At 65.4% G+C, this 24,251-nt stretch carries 20 protein-coding genes; 19 read left to right on the top strand and 1 reads right to left on the bottom strand.

Annotated elements, in window-relative coordinates; genetic code table 11:
* Positions 1-4 precede the first annotated feature (4 nt).
* A complete protein-coding gene (locus tag DFP89_RS12330) occupies positions 5-1,105 on the bottom strand; it encodes an ABC transporter ATP-binding protein (protein WP_114349715.1) in 1,101 nt (366 codons plus the stop codon).
* A gap of 105 nt (positions 1,106-1,210) precedes the next feature.
* Here DFP89_RS12330 and DFP89_RS12325 point away from each other — a divergent pair, with 105 nt between their 5' ends.
* The 19 genes from DFP89_RS12325 to glgB all read left to right on the top strand — a co-directional run bounded on the left by DFP89_RS12325 (position 1,211) and on the right by glgB (position 24,209).
* Positions 1,211-2,230, top strand: a complete 1,020-nt coding sequence (locus DFP89_RS12325) for an extracellular solute-binding protein (protein WP_114349691.1) — start codon at positions 1,211-1,213, stop codon at positions 2,228-2,230.
* A gap of 40 nt (positions 2,231-2,270) precedes the next feature.
* The gene (locus DFP89_RS12320) at positions 2,271-3,926 is read left to right on the top strand and encodes an ABC transporter permease (RefSeq protein ID WP_181870323.1); all 1,656 of its coding nucleotides are present in this window, start codon (positions 2,271-2,273) and stop codon (positions 3,924-3,926) included.
* A gap of 149 nt (positions 3,927-4,075) precedes the next feature.
* Entirely contained in the window at positions 4,076-4,450 is a 375-nt protein-coding gene (locus DFP89_RS12315; protein WP_147273309.1) for a DUF2946 family protein, read from the top strand.
* A 68-nt stretch (positions 4,451-4,518) separates the two neighbouring features.
* Positions 4,519-5,529 carry a DUF1775 domain-containing protein gene (locus DFP89_RS12310; protein WP_114349689.1) on the top strand — a complete coding sequence of 337 codons (1,011 nt, stop codon included), beginning with the start codon at positions 4,519-4,521 and terminating at the stop codon, positions 5,527-5,529.
* On the top strand, positions 5,516-6,136 hold the full coding sequence (locus DFP89_RS12305; RefSeq protein ID WP_114349688.1) for an SCO family protein: 621 nt from the start codon (positions 5,516-5,518) through the stop codon (positions 6,134-6,136). Before DFP89_RS12310 ends, DFP89_RS12305 begins: the two co-directional genes overlap by 14 nt.
* A 382-nt stretch (positions 6,137-6,518) precedes the next feature.
* Positions 6,519-7,796 carry an ABC transporter substrate-binding protein gene (locus tag DFP89_RS12300; RefSeq protein WP_114349687.1) on the top strand — a complete coding sequence of 426 codons (1,278 nt, stop codon included), beginning with the start codon at positions 6,519-6,521 and terminating at the stop codon, positions 7,794-7,796.
* 80 nt (positions 7,797-7,876) lie between these two features.
* Positions 7,877-8,839 carry a carbohydrate ABC transporter permease gene (locus DFP89_RS12295; RefSeq protein ID WP_114349686.1) on the top strand — a complete coding sequence of 321 codons (963 nt, stop codon included), beginning with the start codon at positions 7,877-7,879 and terminating at the stop codon, positions 8,837-8,839.
* On the top strand, positions 8,836-9,669 hold the full coding sequence (locus tag DFP89_RS12290) for a carbohydrate ABC transporter permease (protein ID WP_114349685.1): 834 nt from the start codon (positions 8,836-8,838) through the stop codon (positions 9,667-9,669). The genes DFP89_RS12295 and DFP89_RS12290 overlap by 4 nt, the downstream gene beginning before the upstream one ends.
* A gap of 3 nt (positions 9,670-9,672) precedes the next feature.
* Entirely contained in the window at positions 9,673-10,680 is a 1,008-nt protein-coding gene (locus DFP89_RS12285; RefSeq protein ID WP_114349684.1) for an ABC transporter ATP-binding protein, read from the top strand.
* 42 nt (positions 10,681-10,722) lie between these two features.
* Positions 10,723-11,508, top strand: a complete 786-nt coding sequence (locus DFP89_RS12280; protein ID WP_114349712.1) for a ThuA domain-containing protein — start codon at positions 10,723-10,725, stop codon at positions 11,506-11,508.
* Complete coding sequence (locus tag DFP89_RS12275) at positions 11,508-12,557, top strand: Gfo/Idh/MocA family protein (protein ID WP_181870321.1); 1,050 nt, start codon at positions 11,508-11,510, stop codon at positions 12,555-12,557. The genes DFP89_RS12280 and DFP89_RS12275 overlap by 1 nt, the downstream gene beginning before the upstream one ends.
* 69 nt (positions 12,558-12,626) lie before the next feature.
* Positions 12,627-13,796 (top strand): Gfo/Idh/MocA family protein, encoded by a 1,170-nt coding sequence (locus tag DFP89_RS12270; protein WP_114349683.1) that lies wholly within the window; start codon positions 12,627-12,629, stop codon positions 13,794-13,796.
* Positions 13,797-13,961: 165 nt separating this feature from the next.
* A complete protein-coding gene (locus DFP89_RS12265; RefSeq protein WP_181870326.1) occupies positions 13,962-15,089 on the top strand; it encodes an aminodeoxychorismate synthase component I in 1,128 nt (375 codons plus the stop codon).
* Complete coding sequence (locus tag DFP89_RS12260) at positions 15,047-15,682, top strand: aminotransferase class IV family protein (protein ID WP_114349681.1); 636 nt, start codon at positions 15,047-15,049, stop codon at positions 15,680-15,682. The genes DFP89_RS12265 and DFP89_RS12260 overlap by 43 nt, the downstream gene beginning before the upstream one ends.
* A gap of 164 nt (positions 15,683-15,846) precedes the next feature.
* A complete protein-coding gene (nadA, locus tag DFP89_RS12255; protein ID WP_114349680.1) occupies positions 15,847-16,899 on the top strand; it encodes a quinolinate synthase NadA in 1,053 nt (350 codons plus the stop codon).
* A gap of 7 nt (positions 16,900-16,906) precedes the next feature.
* A complete protein-coding gene (locus DFP89_RS12250) occupies positions 16,907-18,463 on the top strand; it encodes an L-aspartate oxidase (RefSeq protein ID WP_114349711.1) in 1,557 nt (518 codons plus the stop codon).
* Complete coding sequence (nadC, locus tag DFP89_RS12245; protein ID WP_245948701.1) at positions 18,460-19,323, top strand: carboxylating nicotinate-nucleotide diphosphorylase; 864 nt, start codon at positions 18,460-18,462, stop codon at positions 19,321-19,323. Before DFP89_RS12250 ends, nadC begins: the two co-directional genes overlap by 4 nt.
* Positions 19,324-19,571: 248 nt before the next feature.
* Complete coding sequence (locus DFP89_RS12240; protein ID WP_114349679.1) at positions 19,572-21,968, top strand: glycogen/starch/alpha-glucan phosphorylase; 2,397 nt, start codon at positions 19,572-19,574, stop codon at positions 21,966-21,968.
* Between the two features lie 42 nt (positions 21,969-22,010).
* The gene (glgB, locus tag DFP89_RS12235; RefSeq protein ID WP_114349678.1) at positions 22,011-24,209 is read left to right on the top strand and encodes a 1,4-alpha-glucan branching protein GlgB; all 2,199 of its coding nucleotides are present in this window, start codon (positions 22,011-22,013) and stop codon (positions 24,207-24,209) included.
* Positions 24,210-24,251 lie beyond the last annotated feature (42 nt).

The following is a 24,251-nucleotide window of genomic DNA, read 5'->3' as shown; positions in this document are numbered from 1 at the left end:
CACATCAATCACCGCAGGGCAGGATAAGTGCGAATTCCGGGTCGGCGCCGATGCGGATGCTGCTGCCCGGCTCGGGCAGAAGCAGGCCGGGCACCCGTGCCTTCAACGCCAGACCGGTGCCGTCCAGATGCAGTTCGATCAGGCTTTCCCGGCCCAGATAGCGGGCGCGGGTGACGCGGGCCAGCGCGCCGCCATGGGCGGTGGGCGTCAGGTGCTGGGGACGGATGACCACCTCGGCGCAGCTGCCATCAGGCAGACCGGGGGCGGGGAAGCGGCCCAGCGGCGTTGCGATGCTGCCTTGCGAGACGCGCCCCTCAAGCCGGTTCAGGTCGGAAAAGAAGGCGGCGACCCCGCGATCGACGGGGCGGTCATAAAGCTCATGCGGGCGGCCTTCCTGGATCAGGCGGCCACGGCGCATGACCGCGATGCGGTCGCCCATCAGCATCGCCTCTTCGGGGTCATGGGTGACCATCAGGACGGTGGTGCCGCTGTCGCGCAAAAGATCCAGCGTGGCGTCGCGCACCCCGTCGCGCAGCCGGTGGTCAAGGCTGGAAAAGGGCTCGTCCATCAGCATCAGGCAAGGGCGCGGCGCCAGGGCGCGGATCAGCGCGATGCGCTGCTGTTCGCCGCCCGACAGCTCATGCGGGAATTTCGCGCCGTAACCGCTGAGGCCGACGCGTTCCAGCAATTCGTCGATGCGCCGCGGCGCGATCTTGCCGCGCAGGCCAAAGCCGATATTCGCTGCCACATCCAGATGCGGAAACAGCGCGAAATCCTGAAAGACCAGCCCGATGCAGCGCCGCTCGGGCGGCAGGAATGTGGTGGCGTCGGACATGATCTTGCCGTCGATGCGGACACTGCCGGAATCCGGCTGCTCAATCCCGGCGATCATGCGCAGGGTGGTCGACTTGCCGCAGCCCGAGGGGCCAAGCAGGCAGGTCACCGCGCCCTTGGGGACGCTGAAGCTGACATCATGGACCGCGGGCGTGTCGGCAAAGCTGCGACACAATGCCTCAACCTGCAACATCGGCGGGGCGTCCGGCAGGGCGGCGATATGCGCCCAGTTCTGGCTGGCCCATAGAATCGGGCTGGCTGCGTCATTCATCGTCTTTCCCTCGTACAGGCCCATGAGACGACTATTCTTTACTTTTATAGTTTACTTTGGCCGGAAGCCTAGTAAATGCATCAGGAAATCACAAGGAGGACTGAGATGCGAACCGCAATCACCGGCCTGTTTGGCGCCCTGATCGCTGCACAGGCGGCTGTCGCGACGGCGAATGCCGAGGAACTGAACCTTTACACGACGCGCGAGCCGAAGCTGGTTGAACCGCTGCTAGCATCCTTCACCGAAAAGACCGGGATCACGGTCAACACGATCTTCCTGAAAGACGGCATGCCCGAGCGTGTCGAGCAAGAGGGCGATGCCTCGCCCGCCGATGTGCTGATGACCGTCGATATCGGCAACCTCTCCGATCTGGTCGATCGCGGCCTGACCCAGCCGATCAGCTCGGCCGCGCTTGAGGCCGCCATTCCGGCGAACCTGCGCGACAAGGACGGCAACTGGTTCGCGCTGTCGCAGCGTGCGCGCGTCCTTTACGCCGACAAGGATCTGGACCTGACGACCTTTACCTATGAAGATCTCGCCAAGCCGGAATGGAAGGGCAAGGTCTGCATCCGCTTGGGCCAGCATCCCTATAACGTGGCGCTGACCGCCTCTTATCTGCTGCATCACGGCGAGGAAGAGACCAAGGCCTGGCTTGAAGGCGTCAAGGCGAACCTGGCGCGCAAGGCCGGTGGCGGCGACCGCGACGTGGCGCGCGACATCATGGGCGGCATCTGCGAAATCGGCATCGCCAACTCGTATTATGTCGGCCTGATGCGCAGCGGCGCTGGCGGCCCCGAGCAGGAAGAATGGGGCAAGGCGATCAAGGTGATCCTGCCGACCTTTGAAAACGGCGGCACGCAGGTCAATATCAGCGGTGCGGCGGTCGCCAAGCATGCGCCGAACAAGGATGCGGCGGTCCAGTTCCTGGAATACCTGGCCTCGGACGACGCGCAAAAGATCTATGCCGAGGCGAATTACGAATACCCCGTCAGCGCCAAGGCCGCCGTGGCGCCGCTGATCGCCGAACTGGGCGAGCTCAAGGCGGATGCTTCGGTCCTGACCGAGGTTGCGGCCAAGCGCAAGCAGGCCAGCGAACTGACCGAGGCCGTGGGCTTCGACAACTGAACTCAGCGAAAGGACGGCCCCCATCGGGGGCCGTTTGCGCATGGCACTGGCACGGATGACACAGGGCCGCATGGCCCGAAACGGGATCGGTTGGCAGGCGGCGGCATTGGCCGTCGCCGCGCTTGTTCTGATGCCCGTGCTGGCGCTTGCTGTCTTTGCCGCGCAGGGCAGTCCGGGGTTGTGGGCGCATCTGGTCCAGAACGTCCTGCCCTCGGCGGCCAGCCAGACGGTGATCCTGCTGGCGGGGGTGGGCGTCATCGTCGCCTCGATCGGCACGATCTCGGCCTGGCTGGTGGCAGCCTGCGATTTTCCGGGGCGGCGGATTTTTGGCTGGGCGCTGCTGCTGCCGCTGGCGGTGCCGACCTATATCGTCGCCTATGCCTATCTGGACCTTCTGCACCCGGTCGGGCCGGTGCAAAGCCTGCTGCGCGACATTCTGGGCTATGACAGCCCGCGCGATCTGCGCCTGCCCGATATCCGCTCGATGCCGGGCTGTATCCTGCTCTTGGGACTGGTGCTTTACCCCTATGTCTATCTGCCGGTGCGGGCGCTGTTCGCGATGCAGGCCGGCAACCTGATGGATGCGGCGCGCATGCTGGGGGCGGGGCCGGTCGCGACCTTCTGGCGCGTGGTGCTGCCTTTGGCGCGGCCCGCCGTCGCGGTGGGCACGGCGCTGGCGCTGATGGAATCCCTCAATGACATTGGCGCGGCCGAGTTTCTGGGCGTCCGCACCATGACGGTTTCGGTCTATTCGACCTGGATCAATCGCTCGGACCTGCCGGGTGCGGCGCAGATTTCGCTGGTGATGCTGGCCATCGTGACCGCGCTGATCCTGCTGGAGCGGCGCGGCCGCAAGCGCCAGCGCTATGCGGCGGGCGCACAGCGCAGCCAGCCGATCAAGCGGGTGCGGCTGCGCGGCTGGCGCGCGGCCTTGGCGACGCTGGCCTGCGCGCTGCCGGTCGCTTTCGGCTTTGCCGCCCCCGCCGCCTATCTGGCCATCGAGGCATGGGAGCGTTACGTCTTTGCCGGCCTGTCGCCGCGGATCGTGGCCGAGGCGGGCAATACCGCGATGTTTGCCGCCATCGCGACACTGATCGCCGTCGGGCTGGGGCTGGTGGTGACTGGTGCTGCGCGGCTGCGGCCGGGGCGCTTCACGCAAGCCTTGGCACGGGTCTCGACGCTTGGCTATGCGGTGCCGGGCACGATCCTGGCCATCGGGCTGCTGCCGGTGATCACCTTGGCCGACCGCCAGATCGACGCCGTGGCGCAGGCGATCTGGGGCAGCGGGCCGGGGCTTTTGCTGCTGGGCTCGGGGGCGGCGCTGATCTATGCCTATACGGCGCGGTTTCTGGCCATCGCCACCGGCGGCATCGAATCCGGGCTGAGCCGGGTTCCCCCATCGCTGGACCATGTGGCGCGCACGCTGGGCCGCACCCCGGCCGGCGTCTTCCGCGAGGTGCATGTCCCGATCTCGCGCCCGGCGCTGGCGGCGGCGGGGCTGCTGATCTTTGTCGATTGCGTCAAGGAATTGCCGGCGACGCTGCTGCTGCGGCCGCTGAATTTTGAGACCCTCGCCACCCATCTTTATGGCGAGGCCGCGCGTGGCACCTATGAGGACGCGGCCATCGCCGCGCTGATCATCGTCGCCATTGGCATCCTGCCGGTGATCGTGCTGGCGCGGACGATCCGGCGGTGACGGTCTCTGCTGGCGCGGGACCGGGCTGCGTCCAAATGCCTCTTTCGTCTGCCGGGCTTTTCTGGCAGGTCGGGCGCAGGAAATTCATGGGCGTCAGAATGCAATCCTTGGCCGGACAGGGGGACAGATCAGGTCGCAGCCGGCTTCCCTTGCGGTTGTCCGGCCTGCTGGCGCTGATCCCCTTCCTGCTTTTGTCGCTGATGATGTCGGGCACCATGCTGGCGCGCGACGCGCAGGGCGGCGTCACCGTCGTGCTTTGCGCAGGCGATGGCGGCACGGTCGAAATGGTCATGGGCGCTGACGGCCGCCTGACCGAAAAAGCGCCCCATGACGATCATGCCGACAGCCATTCCGTGTGTCACTGGGCACCCCATGGCCAGCCGCTGCTGGAGATTGCCAGCCCCGGTCTGGCCGCGCCCCTGCCGGTGCTGGCGATGCCGGCCTTTGCCGGGGATCTGCCCGCGCATCTGCGCCGCGCCGATGTGCTGGTCCCCTCGGCCCGGGGACCGCCGGCCTTCGTCTGAGCCGGCCTTTCCCTGCGCCACCGGCCCTTGCGCCGGGGCGCGATCACAGCATCAGACGAGATAACATCATGCAAAAACATATCCTTGGCGCCCTTGGCGCTGCGTTCCTTGGCCTTGCCTCGACCCCCGTGCTGGCCCATGCCACGCTGGAGGCCAAAGAGGCCCCCGCCGGCGCCGCCTATCGCGCCGTCATCCGCATCGGCCATGGCTGCAAGGGCGAGGCGACCCATACCCTGCGCGTCAAGCTGCCCGAAGGCTTCTATAACGCCAAGCCCATGCCCAAGGCGGGCTGGACGCTGGAAACCGTCAAGGGCGCCTATGCCACCCCCTTCGACAATCACGGCAAGCAGATGACCGAGGGCACGCGTGAGGTGGTCTGGTCGGGCGGCGATCTGCAGGACGACTGGTATGACGAATTCGTGCTGCGCGGCACGGTCGGACCCGAGGTCGCGCCGGGCACGGTGCTGTATTTCCAGACCGTGCAGGAATGCGCCAGCGGCACCGCCGACTGGACCGACACCACCGGCAATCAGGACCTGCCGAACCCCGCGCCCGGCCTGACGGTGACCGAAGCCGTAGCCAAGCCCGGTCATGGCCATGGTCACGGCGCCCAGGCGGCGGTGCCCGATCTGGATGCGGTGGCGCCGGTCGTGCTGGGCGATCTGACGCTGTCCAAACCCTATTCCCGCGCCTCGCTGCCGAAGGCTCCGGTCGCGGGTGGCTTCCTGACCATCACCAATGCCGGTGGCGATGATCGTCTGGTCAGCATCAGCGCCGATGCCATCTCGGGCCATGGCGAGATCCATGACATGGAGATGGTGGGCGACGTGATGAAGATGCGCGAACTGCCCGAGGGCCTGCCGATCCCGGCTGGCGAGACGGTCGAACTGGTGCCCGGCGGGCTGCATCTGATGTTCATGGAACTGAAACAGCCGCTGCTGGCGGGCGATCAGATCAAGGTCAAGCTGACCTTTGAAAAGGCCGGCGAGGTCGAACTGCCGATGACCGTCCTTGCGCGCGATGCCGTTGACGCGATGCAGGGCGGCAAGCATGAGGACAAGAAGCATGCCGGCCACTGAACCGAAATCCGGGCTGCGCCGCCTGCGGCTGGTGCTTTGGGCACTGGTTCTGGTCGCGCTGGCGGGTCTTGGCTGGCTGAAGTTCGGCGCGCCGCGGCTGACCGAGGTCGCCGAGCTTGGAACCACGCAACTGGGGCAGGGCGATTATCGCCTTGCCGCCACCGATGGCAGCACCTTCACGGCCGAGACGCTGAAGGGGCAGCCCTCGGCGGTGTTCTTCGGCTTTACCCATTGCCCCGATGTCTGCCCGACCACCCTGGGCGACATCGCCACCTGGCAGCAGGAACTGGGCGACAAGGCCAAGGATCTGCGGGTGTTCTTCGTCACCGTCGATCCCGAACGCGACCCGGTCGATATCCTGCGCGACTATGTGTCCTGGGTGCCGGGCGTCGTGGGGGTGTCCGGCTCGCCCGAAGAAATTGCAAAGGCAATCAAGGCCTTTCGCATCTATGCCAGAAAATCGCCGACCCAGAGCGGCGGCTATAACATGGATCATTCCTCGACCATGCTGCTTTTCGACCGCGACGGCCAATATGCCGGCCTGATCGGCTATCAGGAAGAGCATGAGCGGGCGATGACCAGTCTGCGGCGGCTGCTCGGCAGCTGATCGTGGCGCGGCGCCGGTCCTCCCCCCGGCGCCGCATCTGGCCCGGGGCCATTCTGTCTTCCGAAATGTTTTGGATCGCTGCATTGCAGCGTTTTTGCGGGAAAAGACAGCGCCTCTGACCCGATTTCCGGGGGCCGCTCAGGCTGCTTTTGCGCATTTTAACCAAAAATCCGGCGCTGACCGGCATATTCTCTCGAAATTCTGCCGTCTGGACCGTGGAATCTGTTCCTCGCTCGCGCAGGCGTTGTTTGTCCTGTCACGAATCGTTGACCTGACGGGAATGATCGGTTAATTCTTTCCGAAAGGTTTCGGAGCGTCGCGCCATGCGGGGTTCCAATGCTTCAGGTGCTGGGAGGCACCGGGATTTCAGGGGAGGAACTGCATGACGAAGTTTAACCGGGGCGCCCTGCGTCCGGCCTTGATCGCCGCTCTGATGGGCTGCGCCGCATTGCCCGCCATGGCCGATGAGCTGTTCTATGTCGCCGGCGGCGTCGGCAAGCAGGCCGAGAATTTCAAGGAAATCGTCAAGCCCTGGGAAGAGCGGACCGGCCACACGGTCACGCTGGTGCCGATGCCGAACTCCAGCTCGGACCAGTTCGCGCAATACCGGCTGTGGCTGGCGGCGGGCACCACCGATGTCGACCTGTATCAGACCGACGTGATCTGGGCGCCGCAGCTTTCCGACTATTTCGTCGACCTGACCGAGGCGGCCAAGGATATCGTGCCGCAGCATTTCCCCTCGGTCATCGAAAGCCAGACGGCGGGCGGCAAGCTGGTGGCGCTGCCGCTGTTCACCGACGCGCCGGCGCTTTATTACCGCACCGATCTGCTGGAGAAATACGGCAAGGAAGTGCCCAAGACCTGGGCCGAACTGACCGAGACCGCCAAGCTGATCCAGGATGGCGAGCGTGCGGCGGGGCAGGCGGATATCTGGGGCTATGTCTGGCAGGGCAATGCCTATGAGGGGCTGACCTGCGACGCGCTGGAATGGATCAAGTCCTTTGGCGGCGGCCAGATCATCGAGGCCGACGGCACCATCTCGGTCAATAACGAACATGCGGTGCAGGCGCTGGACATGGCGAAAAGCTGGGTCGGCACCATCAGCCCCGAGGGCGTGCTGGCCCATAAGGAAGAGGATGCCCGCGGCGTCTGGCAGACCGGCAACGCGGTCTTCATGCGCAACTGGCCCTATGCCTTCGGCCTGAGCGGCGGCGATGACAGCGCCGTCAAGGGCAAGTTCGACGTGGCGCCGCTGCCCGCCGGCACCGCCGAGGGCGGCTCGGCGGCGACGCTGGGCGGCTGGAACGTCGCCGTGTCCAAGTTCTCGACCAAGCAGGAGGCGGCGATCGATCTGGCGCTGTATCTGGCCTCGGCCGAGGGGCAGAAGCGCCGCTCGATGCTGGACAGCCAGTTGCCCACGGTGATGGCGCTTTACGACGATGCCGAGATCGCCACGGCCGTGCCGATCGTGCCGCGCTGGAAGGACATCTTCGCCAATGCCGTGCCGCGCCCCTCGGGCCCGACCAAGGGCAAGTATAACGAGGTTTCGGCCCGCTTCTGGTCGGCTGTCCATGACACGCTGTCGGGCACCGGCACCGCCGCCGAGAACCTTGAGCTGCTGGAACTGGACCTGAGCGACATGCAAGGTTCCGGCTGGTAATCCGCCCTGCCTCAGCGGGCTGGCGAGACCTCGCGCCAGCCCCGTGCCCACGGCCTTTGGCCTTATGAGGAGTTTCCCCCATGACTGACCGTATCGCGGGCCGCGCCAGCGGTCCCAGCCTGCGGCAGCGTCGGCAAAGGGCGGCATTCTGGTTTCTGGCCCCCATGCTTTTCGCGCTGTTCTGCGTTGCGGCCTGGCCGCTTGGACGCACGATCTGGTTCTCGCTGACCAACACCACGCTGTCGAACCTTTATGGCGGCGAATGGATCGGCTTTGACAATTACCTGTCCATGCGGACGCTTTCGTCGGGCAAGGTGGTCTGGCGCGGCACGCTGGTCGATCCGGCCTGGTGGAACGCGGTCTGGAACACCATCCGCTTTTCCTTTGTCTCGGTCTTCTTCGAGACCTGCCTTGGCCTGATCGTGGCCCTGGTGCTGAATGCCGAATTCAAGGGCCGCGCCTTCGTGCGCGCCGCGATCCTGATCCCCTGGGCGATCCCGACCATCGTTTCGGCCAAGATGTGGGCATGGATGCTGAACGACCAGTTCGGGATCCTGAACGATATCGGCATGAGCCTTGGCCTGCTGAGCCAGAAGGTGGCATGGACCGCCAGCCCCGACACCGCGATGACGGCGGTGCTGCTGGTCGATATCTGGAAAACCACGCCCTTCATGGCGCTGCTGATCCTTGCCGGGCTGCAGATGGTGCCGCGCGACATCTACGAGGCGGCGAAGATCGACGGCATCAACCCGGTCAAGGTCTTCTTCAAGGTCACGCTGCCGCTGATCAAGCCGGCGCTGATGGTTGCCGTGATCTTCCGCATGCTGGACGCGCTGCGCATCTTCGATCTGGTCTATGTGCTGACGCCGAATTCGGCCGCCACCAAGACCATGTCCGTCATCAGTCGGGAAAACATGATCGATTTCGACAAGTTCGCCTATGGCGCGGCGCAATCGACCCTTCTTTTCGCCATCATCGCCGTGTTCGTCAGCCTGTATATCTGGCTGGGCCGCGTCGATCTGTCCGGGGAGGGCTCGAAATGACCCGGCACAAGCTTTTGAAAGACATCGGCTTTTATGCGCTGGTGGTGGTGATCGTCGTTTTCTCGGTGTTTCCGTTCTATTACGCCATCGTCACCAGCTTCACCTCGGGCACCGCGCTGTTTCAGGTGAATTACTGGCCCGAGACGCTGGATCTCAGCAATTACAAGGCTGTGCTGAGCAGCAAGAACTTCCTCTATTCCATCGCCAACTCGCTGATTATCGCGACGGCGACGGTAGCATTCTCGCTGCTGCTGGGGGTTACGGCCTCCTACGCGCTGGCGAGGGTGCGGTTCCGCGGGCGCGGCCTTTTGCTGATGACGATTCTGGCGGTCTCGATGTTCCCGCAGATCGCCGTGCTCGCGGGACTTTTTGAACTGGTTCGCTTCCTGGGCATCTTCAACACCCATTGGGCGATGATCCTCAGCTATACCATCTTCACGCTGCCCTTTACCGTCTGGGTGCTGACCACCTTCATGCGTGACCTGCCGGTCGAGATCGAGGAAGCGGCCATCGTCGATGGCGCGACGCCCTGGGTCATCATCACCCAGGTGTTCCTGCCGCTTCTGTGGCCGGCGATGGTGACCACGGGGCTTCTGGCCTTCATCGGGGCATGGAACGAGTTCCTGTTCGCGCTGACCTTCACCAGCACGGAATCCATGCGCACGGTGCCGGTGGCCATCGGTCTGCTTTCGGGCGCCTCGGCGCAGGAAATCCCCTGGGGGCCGATCATGGCGGCATCCGTCATCGTGACCGTGCCGCTGATCATCCTCGTCCTTATTTTCCAACGCAAGATCGTGGCGGGCCTGACCGCCGGCGGCGTGAAAGGTTAAGTCATGGCCAAGATCGAACTGAAGAACGTCACCAAATCCTATGGCGCCGCGCATGTGATCAAGGGTGTCGACCTGGAGATCCGCAAGGGCGAGTTCATGGTATTTGTCGGCCCCTCGGGCTGCGGCAAGTCCACGCTCTTGCGCCTGATCTCGGGGCTGGAGGAGATCTCGACCGGCGACATGCTGTTCGACGGCCAGCGGGTCAATGAGCTTGTGCCCTCGGATCGCGGCATCGCCATGGTCTTCCAGAGCTATGCGCTTTATCCGCATATGAAGGTCTATGACAACATGGCCTTCGGGCTGAAGCTGGCCAAGACCGACAAGGCCGAGGCAGACCGCCGCGTCCGCGAGGCCGCGCGCATGCTGCAGATCGAGCATCTGCTGGACCGGCTGCCCAAGCAACTGTCCGGCGGCCAGCGCCAGCGCGTGGCCATCGGCCGCGCCATCGTGCGCAATCCGCGCGTCTTCCTGTTCGACGAGCCGCTGTCGAACCTCGATGCCGCGCTGCGGGTGGCGACGCGCCTTGAGATCGCCAAGCTGCACCACGACATGGAAAGCGCGACCATGATCTATGTGACCCATGATCAGGTCGAGGCGATGACGCTGGCGGACCGCATCGCGGTTCTGCGCGACGGCCGGTTGGAGCAGGTCGGCACCCCGGCCGAACTCTATGAGCGCCCGAATTCGGTCTTTGTGGCCGGCTTCATCGGCAGCCCCAAGATGAACTTCCTGACCGGCGAATTCGCCCATGCCTTCGATTGCTCGACGCTCGGTATCCGCCCCGAGCATATCGATATCGTCCCCGAAGGCACCGGCATGTGGACGGGCGAGGTGGTCCATGCCGAGGATCTTGGCTCGGACAACTTCCTGTTTCTCGATATCGGGGCGGATGAGCCGGTGCTGGTGCGCCAGCCGGGCAAGCTGGGGATCGCACTGGGCAGCCGCCTGACGATCCGGCCGCGCGACGGGCATCTGCACCGTTTCGACGCCAATGACGCGCCGATCCGCTGACTATTCTAACCGTCCCGGATGCGGGACAAGCAGGAGCATGAAATGACAATCCGTGTCACCGTCTGGGGCGAAAACGTCCACGAGCAGGAAAACGAAATCGTCGCCGGGATCTATCCCAAGGGCATGCATACGACCATCGCCGACGCGCTGAACCGCGACAGCGGCGTTTCCGCCAGCACCGTTGTCATGCAGGACACCGACCACGGCATCACGCCTGAAAAGCTGGCCGAAACCGACGTGCTGATCTGGTGGGGCCACAAGGCCCATGGCGAGGTCAGCGATGCGGTGGTCGAGCGCGTCGCCAATGCCGTCTGGTCGGGCATGGGCGCCATCTTCCTGCATTCGGCGCATTTCTCGAAGCCCTTCAAGCGGCTGATGGGCACGCCCTGCAACCTTTCCTGGCGCGAGGCCGGTGAGCGCGAGCGGCTTTGGCTGACCTCGCGCAACCACCCCATCGCCGCCGGTCTGCCCGATCATTTCGAGCTGGAAAACGAGGAAATGTATGGCGAGCCCTTTGGCGTGCCCGAACCGCTGGAAACCGTCTTTGTCAGCTGGTTCGCGGGCGGCGAGGTTTTCCGTTCCGGGCTGACCTACAAGCGCGGGGCGGGGAATGTGTTCTATTTCCGCCCCGGCCACGAAACCTATCCGACCTATCACGACGCCAATGTCCAGCGCGTGATCCTGAACGCGGTGAAATGGGCCTATAATCCGGCTGCGCGCATCGCCGATCCCAGCGCCGCGCCGAATGTCCCGGTCGAAAAGGCGCTTGAGCCGATCGTGGAACGCGGCCCCAAGCTGCATCAGGACGGCGAAGAGGGGTATCGCTGATGGTGCGGATGCTGATCCTTGGCACGGGCGGGATGGCTGCAAACCATGCCGAGGCCTTTGCCGCGATCCCCGGCGTCGAGGTGGTGGCGGGGGTCGATACCCGCCCCGCCCAGTTGGCCGAGTTCATGGCCACGCACAAGATCCCCAACGGCTTTGCCTCGATCGACGAGGCGCTGGCCTGGGGTGAGTTCGATGCCGTGACCAACGTGACGCCGGATGCCGCGCATTACCCGACGACCATTCCGCTTTTGGCGGCGGGCAAGCATGTGCTGTGCGAAAAGCCCTTGGCGACCAATGCCGCCCATGCCGAGGCCATGGCCGGGATCGCCGCCAATGCGGGCGTGGTGAACATGGTCAACCTCAGCTATCGCAACGTGCCGGCGCTGCAAAAGGCGGCCAGCATGGTCCGCGAGGGGCAGATCGGCACCGTGCGCCATTTCGAGGCCTCATATCTGCAAAGCTGGCTGACCCAGCCGGCTTGGGGCGACTGGAAGACCGACCCGAAATGGCTGTGGCGGGTCTCGACCGCCCATGGCTCCAAGGGGGTTCTGGGCGATGTCGGCATCCATATCCTGGACTTTGCGACCTTCATCGCCGGGCAGGATGCCGAGGCGGTTTCGTGCCTGCTCAAGACCTTTGACAAGGCGCCGGGCGGCAAGATCGGCGAATATGTGCTGGATGCCAATGACAGCGCGACCATGCAGATCGTGCTGGCCAATGGCGCCCTTGGCACCGTCGCCGCGACCCGTTTCGCGACCGGACATCTGAACGATCTGCGCCTGCGCATCTATGGCGATCTGGGCGGGCTTGAGGTCGGCTTCGAGGGCGGCGTCAGCCGGCTGCGCGCCTGCCTCAGCCCGGATCTGGAAACCGCCCTGTGGCACGATGTCGAGACCCCGCCCGTGCCGACGATCTATCAGCGCTTCATCGCCGCCATCCGGGGCGAAGGGGCGGCTGAGCCCGACTTCGCCCGTGGCGCGGCGCTGCAAATGCTGCTTGACCGGGCCGAGGAATCCTCGGCCGAGTCGGGCCGGATGCTGGCCGTCTAGGGCGCAACCCTTCCGGCGGCGGGCCCTCCCAGCCGCCGCCGGAGCCATTCTTGCATGATGAGAGATGCCATGACCCAGACCACCCCCGCTCAGGCGCGCGCCCCCCGGATCCGGCTTGGCATGGTCGGCGGCGGGCAGGGCGCATTCATCGGCGCCGTCCACCGCATCGCCGCCCGCATCGACGATCAATATGATCTGGTTGCCGGCTGCTTTTCCTCGACCCCGGAAAAAAGCGCGGCCTCGGCGGCGGAACTTGGCGTGCCGCGCGCCTATGGCGATTTCGCCGAGATGGCCATGCACGAGGCCCGCCGCAAGAACGGGATCGAGGCGGTCGCCATCGTCACGCCCAACCACATGCATGCCCCGGTCGCGCGCGAATTCCTGAAACGCGGCATCCATGTCATCTGCGACAAGCCGCTGACCGCAACCCTGTCCGAAGCCAAAAAGCTGGCCAAAAGCGCCGAAGGCTCTGACGCGCTGTTCGTGCTGACCCATAATTACACCGGCTATCCGATGATCCGGCAGGCCCGCGCCATGATCGCGGCCGGCGATCTGGGCGAGATCCGGCTGGTGCAGGTCGAATATGCGCAGGACTGGCTGGCCGAGCCGCTGGAGCAGTCCGGCAACAAGCAGGCAGGCTGGCGCACCGATCCGGCCAAGACCGGCGCGGGCGGGGCGACCGGCGATATCGGCACCCATGCCTTCAACCTTGCGGGCTTTGTCACCGGGCTGGAGCTGGAAAGCCTGGCCGCCGATCTGCAAAGCTTCGTGCCCGGTCGTCTGGTCGATGACAACGGCCATGTGCTGCTGCGCTACAAGGGTGGTGCGCGCGGGATGCTGTGGTGTTCGCAGGTCGCCTCGGGCTGCGAAAATGCGCTGCGGCTGCGGGTCTACGGCACCAAAGCCGGGATCGAATGGTCGCAAGAGGACCCGAACTATCTGTGGGTCACGCCGCTGGGCCAGCCGCGTTACCGGCTGTCGCGCGGCGGGGCCGGGACCGGACCGGATGCGGCCCGCGTTACCCGCGTTCCCGCAGGCCACCCCGAGGGCTATCTGGAAGGCTTTGCCAATATCTATGCCGAGGCCGCCCGCGCCATTCTTGCCCGGCGCGAGGGGGCGGCGCCCGATCCGGCCGTCACCTTCCCCGGCCTCAAGGAAGGGCTTGAGGGCGTGGCTTTCGTCGATGCCTGCGTGCGATCCAGCAAGCGCAATGGCGCATGGGTGTCTCTGGCACTTTAGGTTTCGGGGCGCATCCACGATCAGCGGCATGGACGGCGCGGGGACTGTCACCCCGCGCCGTCAAAACATTCAACGCCCGGTTCCCCCCGAAACATGCCCCGGAAACCAGATTGTCCCGGCATCCCCAGCCGTGATACCTGCGCAGCCCATAAGGGAGTGATGCGCGTGATCCTTTGCGAATTCGGACCAGACGGTGGGCCTTGCCTGTTCCGGGACCCGGAGGAGCTTGTCATCGTCGCGCGCCCCGAGGACGTCGCGCCGGCCCTGGCACGGCTTGAGGCGCGGCGGCGGGACGGCGCATGGATCGCCGGATATCTCTCCTATGAGCTTGGCTATGCGCTGGAACCGGTGCTGGCACCTCTGATGCCTGCGGCGCGGGATGTGCCGCTGATGGCCTTTGGCGTCTATGACGCGCCGCTGCCCGCGCCCGCCTTGCCCGCAGGCGATGCTGCACGGCTTGCGCCCCTGCAACCACTTGTCTCGCAACAGGATTATGCCCGCGCTTTTGCCCGCACCCGCGACTATATCGCGGCGGGCGACTGCTATCAGGTCAACCTGACCTTTCCGATTGCCTCGCGCCTGATCGCGGGCAGCCCGCTGGAACTTTACGCGGCGCTGTCGGCACGCCAGCCGGTGGGCTTTGGCGCTTTCCTTGATCTGGGGCAGGGACCGGCGATCCTGTCGCGCTCGCCCGAGCTGTTCTTTTCCCTGGATGCCGGGGGCCGGATCGAGGCGCAGCCGATGAAGGGCACCGCGCCCCGCGATCCCGACCCCGTGCGCGACGCGGTGCTGGCCGCCGAACTTGCGGCATCCGAAAAGAACCGGGCCGAAAACCTGATGATCGTCGATCTGCTGCGCAACGATATCGGACGGATTTCGCGGATCGGCTCGGTCCGGGTGCCCGAGCTGTTCGCGGTGGAGAGCTTTGCCACCCTGCATCAGATGACCTCGCGCGTGGTGGGGCAACTGGCCCGGCCCGCCGATCTGGGGGCGTTGATGCGGGCGCTGTTTCCCTGCGGCTCGATCACCGGCGCGCCCAAGATCCGCGCCATGCAGATCATCCACGAGGTCGAGCCGCATCCGCGCGGCGTCTATTGCGGCAGCATCGGCTGGATGGCCCCGGACGGGGCGGCCTGTTTCTCGGTCGCGATCCGCACGCTGACGGTTTGGCCGGATGGCCGGGTGATGCTGAATGTGGGCGGCGGCGTCGTGCAGGATTCGACCGCCGATGGCGAATGGGAGGAGGCACTGTGGAAAGCCCGCTACGCGCAGGCGCTGGTGAACCCGGCCTGAAACTGATCGAGACCGCGCTGTGGGACGGCGCCGCCTGTCCGCGCCGCGACGAGCATCTGGCCCGGTTGACGGCCAGCGCCGGATTGCTGGGCTGGCCCTGCGATATTGCCGCCGCAAGCGCCGCGCTGACCGGCCCGGCGGGGGCGCCCGCGCGGCTGCGGCTGACGCTGGACGCGACCGGCCGGATCGAGGTGACGCAGGCTGCATTGCCGCCCGCGCGGGCGGAATGGCGGCTGGCGCTGGCCGGTGCCCGGCTGGATGCGGATGACCCGTGGCTGCGGATCAAGACCACGCGCCGCGCCGCCTATGACGCCGCCCGCGCCGCGCTGCCCCAAGGCATCGACGAGGCGATCTTTCTGAACCAGCGCGGTGAGGTCTGCGAAGGCACCATCACCACGCTGTTCTTTGACCGGGGTGCGGGGATGCGTACGCCGCCGCTGGGTTCGGGCCTGCTGGCCGGGGTCCTGCGCGCCGATCTGCTGGCCCGCGGCCTTTGCCACGAGGAAACCCTGATGGCGCGGGATCTGCCGCAGGTCCGCCTATGGGTCGGAAACGCCCTGCGCGGGCTGATCCCGGCGCGCTGGATCGGTTAGGATTTCTGCCTGAAATTTGGGCAGGGCCTGAACTATCCCGGGCCCTGATGCGTTGATTGGGGGAATGGGTTTGCCCTCGCGGGATCAATCCGTTAGCAAACGCGGCACATGAGGTTCGGCCCGGCGTCGGCCTTGCCGATACGGGCAGTCTTGGGGAGGACCAAATGCTCGATCTGACCACGATCCGGGACGAGCTGTCCCGGTATTACGATCTGGCCCCCTCGCTGGAGCTGGCGGAAAGCATGAAGGACATTCATGCCCGCATGGACCGCGTGATGCCCTGGCCCGATTGGGCGATCCATGCGCCCTATGTCGCCGCGATCAACAAGCTGAAACGCGAACGCAATGCCGTGGTGCTGGCGCATAACTACATGACGCCGCAGATCTATCACGGCATTTCCGACGTGGTCGGCGACAGCCTGCATCTGGCGATCAAGGCGACCGAGGTTCAGGCCGACGTGATCGTGCAATGCGGCGTGCATTTCATGGCCGAGACCTCGAAAATCCTGAACCCTGCAAAGACCGTGCTGATGCCGGATATGGAGGCGGGCTGTTCGCTGGCCGAAAGCATCACCGCCGAAGGCATCGCCGAGATGCGCGCGCGTTTCCCCGGTGCCCCGGTCGTCAGCTACGTCAACACCACCGCCGAGGTGAAGGCGGCATCCGACATCTGCTGCACTTCGGCCAATGCGGCGCAGATCGTGGCGGCGATGGAGAGCGACACGGTCATCATGACGCCTGACAAATGGCTGGCGCAGAACGTCGCCAACAAGGTGCCGCAAAAGCGCGTGGTCTGGTGGGACGGCGCCTGCATCGTGCATGAACGCTTTACCGCCCAGGACCTGCGCGATTTCCGCGACTGGAATCCGGGGCTGAAGATCATCGCCCATCCCGAATGCCCGCCCGACGTGGTGGCCGAGGCCGATTATGCCGGCTCGACCGCGAATATTCAGGGCTGGGTGGAACGGGAGCGGCCAAAGCAGGTGATGCTGGTCACCGAATGCTCGATGGCGGCCAATATCTCGGACGCGAACCCCGAGGTCGAGTTTCTGGGCCCCTGCAACATGTGCCCCTATATGCAAAAGATCACGCTGGAAAAGGTGCTGTGGTCGCTGCACACGATGAGCGGCGCGGTCGAGGTCGACAAGGACATCGCCGACCGCGCGCGCATCGCTGTCCAGCGCATGATCGACCTGTCGCGCAAACTGGCGGCCTGAACGGATGATGCAGGTGATCCCGACCGGGCGCGTCATCATTGTCGGCGCAGGGCTTGGTGCGCTTTACGCGGCGCTGAAACTTGCGCCGCGCCCGGTGCTGATGATCTCGCCCGAGGCGCTGGGGCAGGGGGCAAGCTCGGCCTGGGCGCAGGGCGGTGTCGCCGCCGCCATGGACCCCGCCGATTCGCCCGCCGCCCATGCCCATGACACGCTGCGCGCGGGCGCGGGCACCGTGGATGCGGGCGTGGCCGATCTGGTCACGCAAGAGGCACGCCAGCATATTCTGGACCTGACCCGGCTGGGCACCCCCTTTGATCGCAAGCCTGACGGCAGCTACGTCATGTCGCGCGAGGCGGCGCATGGTTTCGCCCGCGTGGTGCGGGTGCGCGGCGATCAGGCCGGGGCCGAGATCATGCGCGCGCTGATCGCGACGGTGCGCGAGACCGCCTCGGTGCAGGTGCTGGAAGGGATGATGGCGACCGGGCTGCGGCTTTGCGATGGTCGCGTCACCGGGATCGAGGTGACGCGGGCCGACGGCTCGCGCCCCATTGCCATCGAAGGGCCGGCGGTGCTGCTGGCTGGGGGCGGCTCGGGCGGGCTTTACGCGGTGACGACCAACCCGCCGCGCATTCGCGGGCAGGTGATCGGCATGGCGGCGCGGGCCGGCGCGGTGATCGCGGATGCCGAATTCGTGCAGTTCCACCCCACCGCAATCGATTGCGGCGAGGATCCGGCACCCTTGGCGACCGAGGCCCTGCGGGGCGAGGGGGCGCATCTGGTGAACCGTCTGGGTGAACGCTTCATGCAGGCAGTCCATCCCGATGCGGAGCTTGCGCCGCGCGATATCGTCGCCCGCGCGGTCTATTCCCAAAGCCGGGCCGGGCTGCGGCCGGCGCTGGACACGCGCGCCTGTCTGGGCGAGCGCATCCTGAGCGAATTTCCCGCCGTGGCCGGGGCTTGCGCCCGGGCGGGGATCGACCCCACCCGCGCGCAGATCCCGGTGGCAGCGGCAGCGCATTACCATATGGGCGGGGTTTCGGTGGATGCCGATGGCTGCGCCAGCCTTGCCGGGCTTTGGGTCTGCGGCGAGGCCTCCTCGACCGGGCTGCATGGCGCGAACCGACTGGCCTCGAACGGGCTTCTTGAGGCGCTGGTCTATGCCCGCCGCGCGGCGCTGTCGATCGAGGCGGCAAGCGATCTGCCCGAGGAGGCCGCGCCACTCGTGCTGCCCGAGCTTGCGCCCGCTGCGGTTCCCGATCCGGCGCTGGTCGCGCGGCTTCGCCGGGCGATGACCGAGGGCGCGGGCGTCGTCCGCGACGCGGACGGCCTGAGCCGTTGTCTGCACGAGATTGCGCAGGTCGAGGCCGCCCAGCCCGATTGCCCGGCGCTGTTGAACATGACCGCCACCGCCACGCTGATCGCCGGCGCGGCGCTGATGCGGCGGGAAAGCCGGGGCGCGCATTGCCGTTCGGATTTTCCCGAAACGTTGCCGCAGGCGCAGCGGTCGTTCCTGACGCTGACCGATGCCCTGGCGCTGCGCGAGCGCCTGAAGGAGACGATATGACCCCGATGCCGCCCCGGATGCCACCGCTGCCCGACATGATCCTTGAGCCGCTGGTCCGCGCCGCGCTGACCGAGGATCTGGGCACATTCGGCGACATCACCACCCGCACGGTGATCCCGGCGGGCACCCGCTATACCGCCCGCATCAAGGCGCGCGAGGCGGGCGTGGTCTCGGGGATGCAGCTTGCGGCCATCGCATTCCGGCTGATCGACCCGGCGCTGACCCTGCGCGTCCATTGCCCCGATGGCGCGCCATTCGGCCCCGGCGACACGCTGGCCGAGATCGAGGGCGAGGCGGCCTCGATTCTCTCGGCCGAGCGGGTGGCGCTGAATTTCGCTGGCCGGCTGTGCGGCATCGCCACGCTGACCGCCGCCTTCGTCGCCGAGACGCGCGGCACCGCGACCCGCATCACCTGCACCCGCAAGACCACCCCCGGCCTGCGGCTGGTCGAGAAACAGGCGGTGCTGCATGGCGGCGGCTTCAACCACCGCTTTTCGCTGTCGGACGCGATCCTGATCAAGGACAACCATATCGCGGCGGCCGGCGGCATCCGGCCGGTTCTGGCGGCGGTCAAGGCGCGCGCCTCGCATATGATGCGGGTCGAGATCGAGGTGGACCGGCTGGAGCAACTGGCCGAGATTCTGGACGAGGGCGGGGCCGATATTGTGCTCCTGGACAACATGACGACGCCGGTGCTGCGCGAGGCGGTCGCGATGACGGCGGGCCGGCTGGTGCTGGAGGCGTCCGGCAACATGCGACTCGACCGCATTGCCGAGGTCGCGGCGACCGGCGTCAATTATATTTCGTCAGGGGCGCTGACCCATTCGGCGCGCACGCTGGATTTGGGGCTGGATTTCTGACGTAAAATTTCGGTTCGGATAATTCCCCTTTTGCGGCAGAACATTGCGGGTGAAACCCAGAAAATGAACAAACTTGCCTTATGGCAGGATTTTGCGCAAGACTGGTCATCTCTGGCAGGCAAGCCACAAATTCAGTTATCGCTAACACTTTTTTCCAAGGCCCCGCTTGCTTTCGAGAGCGGATTCCTTAAGCAGAAATCAACGATTGCCCGAACCGTTACGGGCGTGATGATTTGCAAGGTGACGAGATGGCTAAGGACAACATGCCCAAGACCGATTTCCGCGATGCGATCCTGTGGCATCTGACCTATACGCTGGGCAAGGATCCCGACCACGCACAGATTTTCGACTGGCGCATGGCGCTCAGCTATGCGGTGCGCGACCGCATCGTGGACCGTTGGATGGCCGCCACGCGCGAGACCTACCGCGCCGATGCCAAGCGTGTCTATTACCTGTCGATGGAGTTCCTGATCGGGCGCCTGCTTGAGGATAACATCGTCAACATGCGCCTGGCCGACGAGGCGCGCTCGGCGATCGAATCCTTTGGCCTGAACTATCGCAGCGTGCTGCTGGACGAACCCGATGCGGCGCTGGGGAATGGTGGCCTGGGCCGTCTGGCGGCCTGTTTCATGGAATCGCTGGCGACGCTGGGCTGCCCGGCCTACGGCTATGGCATCCGCTATGAACACGGGTTGTTCCGCCAGTCCTTTGCCGATGGCCGCCAGCACGAAGCCCCCGAGGACTGGCTGCAACAACCCTATGCCTGGGAGTTCGAACGCCCCGAAGCGGCCTTTACCCTGGGCTTTGGCGGACGTGTTGTCAGCCGCGACGGCAAGGCGGTGTGGGAGCCGGAAAACTTTGTCAAATCCGAGGCTTTCGACACTCCGGTCGTGGGCTGGAAGGGCCGCTGGGCGAATACGCTGCGGCTTTGGTCCGGGCGGGCGGTGAACCCCTTTGACCTTGAGCGCTTCAACGCCGGCGACTTCGCGGCGGCGGCGGAAAATGAGGCGCTGGCGCGCACCATCTCGCGCGTGCTGTATCCCGAGGATTCGACCGAAAAGGGCAAGCGCCTGCGGCTGACGCAGGAATATTTCTTCTCGGCCGCATCGATCCGCGACATTCTGCGCCGCTTCCTGAGCGATCACGCCGATCTGCGCCTGCTGCCGCAAAAGGTCGCGATCCAGATGAACGACACCCATCCGGCGATTGCCGGGCCGGAGCTGGTGCGCCTGCTGCATGACGAACACGGCCTGCCCTTTGAGGAGGCGCTGCACATCACTCAGGGCTGCGTGAACTATACCAACCACACCCTGCTGCCCGAGGCGCTGGAAAGCTGGGGCGAGGACCTGTTCGCCAGCCTGCTGCCGCGCCATCTGCAGCTGATCGACCGCATCGACGATGCCCATGCAAAGGCCAACCCCTCGCGCAAGGTGGCGGCACGCGGCGAAGGTCGGGTCAAGATGGGCGAGCTGTCCTTCATCATGGCGAACCGCGTCAACGGCGTCGCCGCCCTGCATACCGGGCTGATGAAGACCACCGTCTTCAAAGAACTGCACCGCCTGCATCCCGAACGCATCGTCAATGAAACGAACGGCGTCACGCCCCGCCGCTGGGTGCATTCGTGCAACCCGCGCCTGTCCACGCTGATCACCGACACCATCGGCGAGGGCTGGGTCGGCGATCTGGAACAGCTGACCAAGCTTGAGCCGCATATCGACAACCCGGACTGGCTTTCGCGTTTTACCGAGGTCAAGGCGCTGAACAAGGCGGACCTGTGCGACTGGATCACCCGCGATCACGGGCTGATGCTGAACCCGCAGGCGATCTTCGACGTGCAGATCAAGCGCATCCACGAATACAAGCGCCAGCACCTGAACATCCTTGAGGCCATCGCCCATTGGCAGGAAATCAAGGACAATCCGGGCGCCGGCTGGACCCCGCGGGTCAAGATCTTTGGCGGCAAGGCCGCGCCGGGCTATTTCTTTGCCAAGGACATCATCCGGCTGATCAACGACGTCTCGGTGGTGGTCAATGCCGATGCGCAGACGAACGAACTTTTGCAGGTCGTCTATCTGCCCAACTACAACGTCACCATGGCCGAGCGGCTGATCCCCGCCGCCGATCTGTCCGAGCAGGTCTCGACCGCCGGCAAGGAAGCCTCGGGCACCGGCAACATGAAATTCGCCCTGAATGGCGCGCTGACCATCGGCACGCTGGACGGCGCGAATGTCGAAATCCGCGAGCGGGTGGGGGCGGATAACTTCTTCCTGTTCGGCATGACCGTCGATGAGGCCGAGGCGCGCCGCAATGTCGAGGCGCATGCCACCAAGGCCATCGCCGCCGATCCGCGTCTGGCCCGTGCCGTCGACGCGATCCGCAGCGGCGTCTTCAGCCCGTCCGAGCCGGACCGCTATGCGGGTATCGTCGCCAACCTGACCGGCGCGGATTACTTCCTCGTCGCCTCGGATTTCAGCGATTACTGGCGCGCGCAGCGCGAGGTGGACCGCGCCTATGCCGATGCGCAGGGCTGGGCCCGGATGGCGGCGCTGAATGTCGCGCGCTCGGGCTGGTTCTCGTCGGACCGGACCATCCGCGGCTATATGGCGGATATCTGGAACGCAAAAAGCCTGATCGGGCAGGAGTAAACGCCCAGCAAGTCTGATGCCATTTTAGGGGGTGCCACGTCCATGATCGACCCAAGCGAAGTTGCGGACCTTTCGGTCCTGAACCGCATCATCGAAGGGCGTTTCGACGATCCCTTCGCCGTGCTTGGCCCGCACCGCAAGGGCAAGCTGCGCTATGTGACCGCCTTTGACCCCGGCGCCAGTGAAATGGCCGCCATGGTCGCGGGCAAGGCCTCGCCGCTGGAGCCGGTCGCGAATTATCCCGGCCTGTTTCACGGCAAGGTCGCGGGCGCCAAGCCATATCAGCTGCGCGGTCGCCGCGACGGCGAGGAATGGCTGGTCGAGGACGCCTATCGTTTCGGCCCGGTCCTGGGCGAGATGGACGAATATCTTCTGGGCGAGGGCACGCATCAGCGCCTGTGGAAGGTGCTGGGCGCGCATGTCATCGAACATGAAGGCGTCAAGGGCACGCATTTCGCGGTCTGGGCCCCGAATGCGCGGCGCGTCTCGGTCATCGGCGATTTCAACGCCTGGGACGGGCGGCGCCATGTCATGCGCCGGCGCGGCGCCACCGGCGTCTGGGAGATTTTCCTGCCGCTGATCGGCGATGGCACGCCCTATAAATACGAGATCCTTGGCGCTTATGGCGAGCGTCACGAAAAGGCCGACCCGGTCGGCTTTGGCTCGCAGCACCCGCCGCAGACGGCCTCGGTCGTGCGCGATGTGACCGGCTATGGCTGGTCGGACGCGGAATGGATGGCCTCGCGCGCCAAGGCGCAGCGCACCGATCAGCCGATCTCGATCTATGAGGTGCATCTGGGAAGCTGGCGCAGGAAAGATGGCGGACGGCCGATTTCCTACAAGGAAGCGGCGGTCGAGCTGGTCGAATATGCCCGCGACATGGGGTTCACCCATATCGAGCTGCTGCCGGTCAGCGAATATCCGTTCGACGGCTCTTGGGGCTATCAGCCGGTGGGGCTGTTCGCGCCGACGATCCGTTTCGGGCCTCCGCATGAATTCCGCGATCTGGTCAATGCCGCGCATAAGGCCGGCCTGGGCGTGCTGCTGGACTGGGTGCCGGGGCATTTCCCGACCGATGCGCATGGTCTGGGCCGTTTCGACGGCACCGCGCTTTATGAGCATTCCGACCCGCGCGAGGGCTTCCATCAGGACTGGAACACCCTGATCTATAACTATGGCCGCACCGAGGTGATGAATTTCCTGACCTCGAACGCGCTGTACTGGCTGATGGAATATCACATCGACGGGCTGCGCGTGGATGCGGTGGCCTCGATGCTCTACCGCGACTATTCGCGGTCCGAGGGGCAATGGGTCCCGAACAAGGATGGCGGCCGCGAGAACTATGAGGCCATCGCCATGCTGCAGGAAATGAACCGCCTGACCTATGGCGAGGTTCCGGGCATCATGACCGTGGCCGAGGAATCGACCTCATATCCCAAGGTGTCGCGGCCGGTCCATGACGGGGGGCTGGGTTTCGGCTTCAAGTGGAACATGGGCTGGATGAACGACACGCTGAACTACATCATCCGCGACCCGGTCTATCGCCAGCACCATCATCACCAGATGACCTTCGGGATGCATTACGCGTTTTCCGAGAACTTCATCCTGCCGATCAGCCATGACGAGGTCGTTCACGGCAAGGGCTCGATGCTGGCCAAGATGCCGGGCGAGGGCTGGGACAAGTTCGCAAACCTGCGCGCCTATTACGGCTTCATGTGGGGCCATCCGGGCAAGAAGCTGCTGTTCATGGGCCAGGAATTCGCCCAAGGCGCGGAATGGAACCATGACGCGGAAATCGACTGGGCGTCCATCGGCCATCCGCTGCATTACGGCATGCAGATGCTGGTGCGCGACCTGAACCATCTCTATCGCACGACACCCGCGCTTTACGTCAAGGACTGCGACCCCGAGGGCTTCCAGTGGATCGAGGCCAATGATGCCCAGAATTCGGTCTTTGCCTGGATCCGGCGCGGCAATCCCGGCGATCCCGAGGTGGTGGTGGTCTGCAACTTCACCCCCGTCGAGCGTTCCGCCTATCGCCTTGGCATGCCCCAGGCGGGGGTCTGGCGCGAGGCGCTGAACTCGGATGCCGAGGCTTATGGCGGCGGCGGGCGCGGCAATCTGGGCAGCGTCACGGCGGTCGCGGGCGAGAGCCACGGCCAGCCCGCGCATGCCGATGTGGTCCTGCCACCGCTTTCGACGCTGATCCTGATCAAGGATGATGCGCTGAAAACCAAGTGATTTCTTGTTAGGCCGCCCCGGTGCGGCACTGTTTTCCAGGAG

Origin of the sequence: Paracoccus lutimaris, assembly GCF_003337565.1 — a bacterium.
Taxonomy (GTDB): domain Bacteria; phylum Pseudomonadota; class Alphaproteobacteria; order Rhodobacterales; family Rhodobacteraceae; genus Paracoccus; species Paracoccus lutimaris.
Note: the sequence above shows the minus strand (reverse complement) of the source record. Positions and strands in the feature narration are given on the sequence as shown.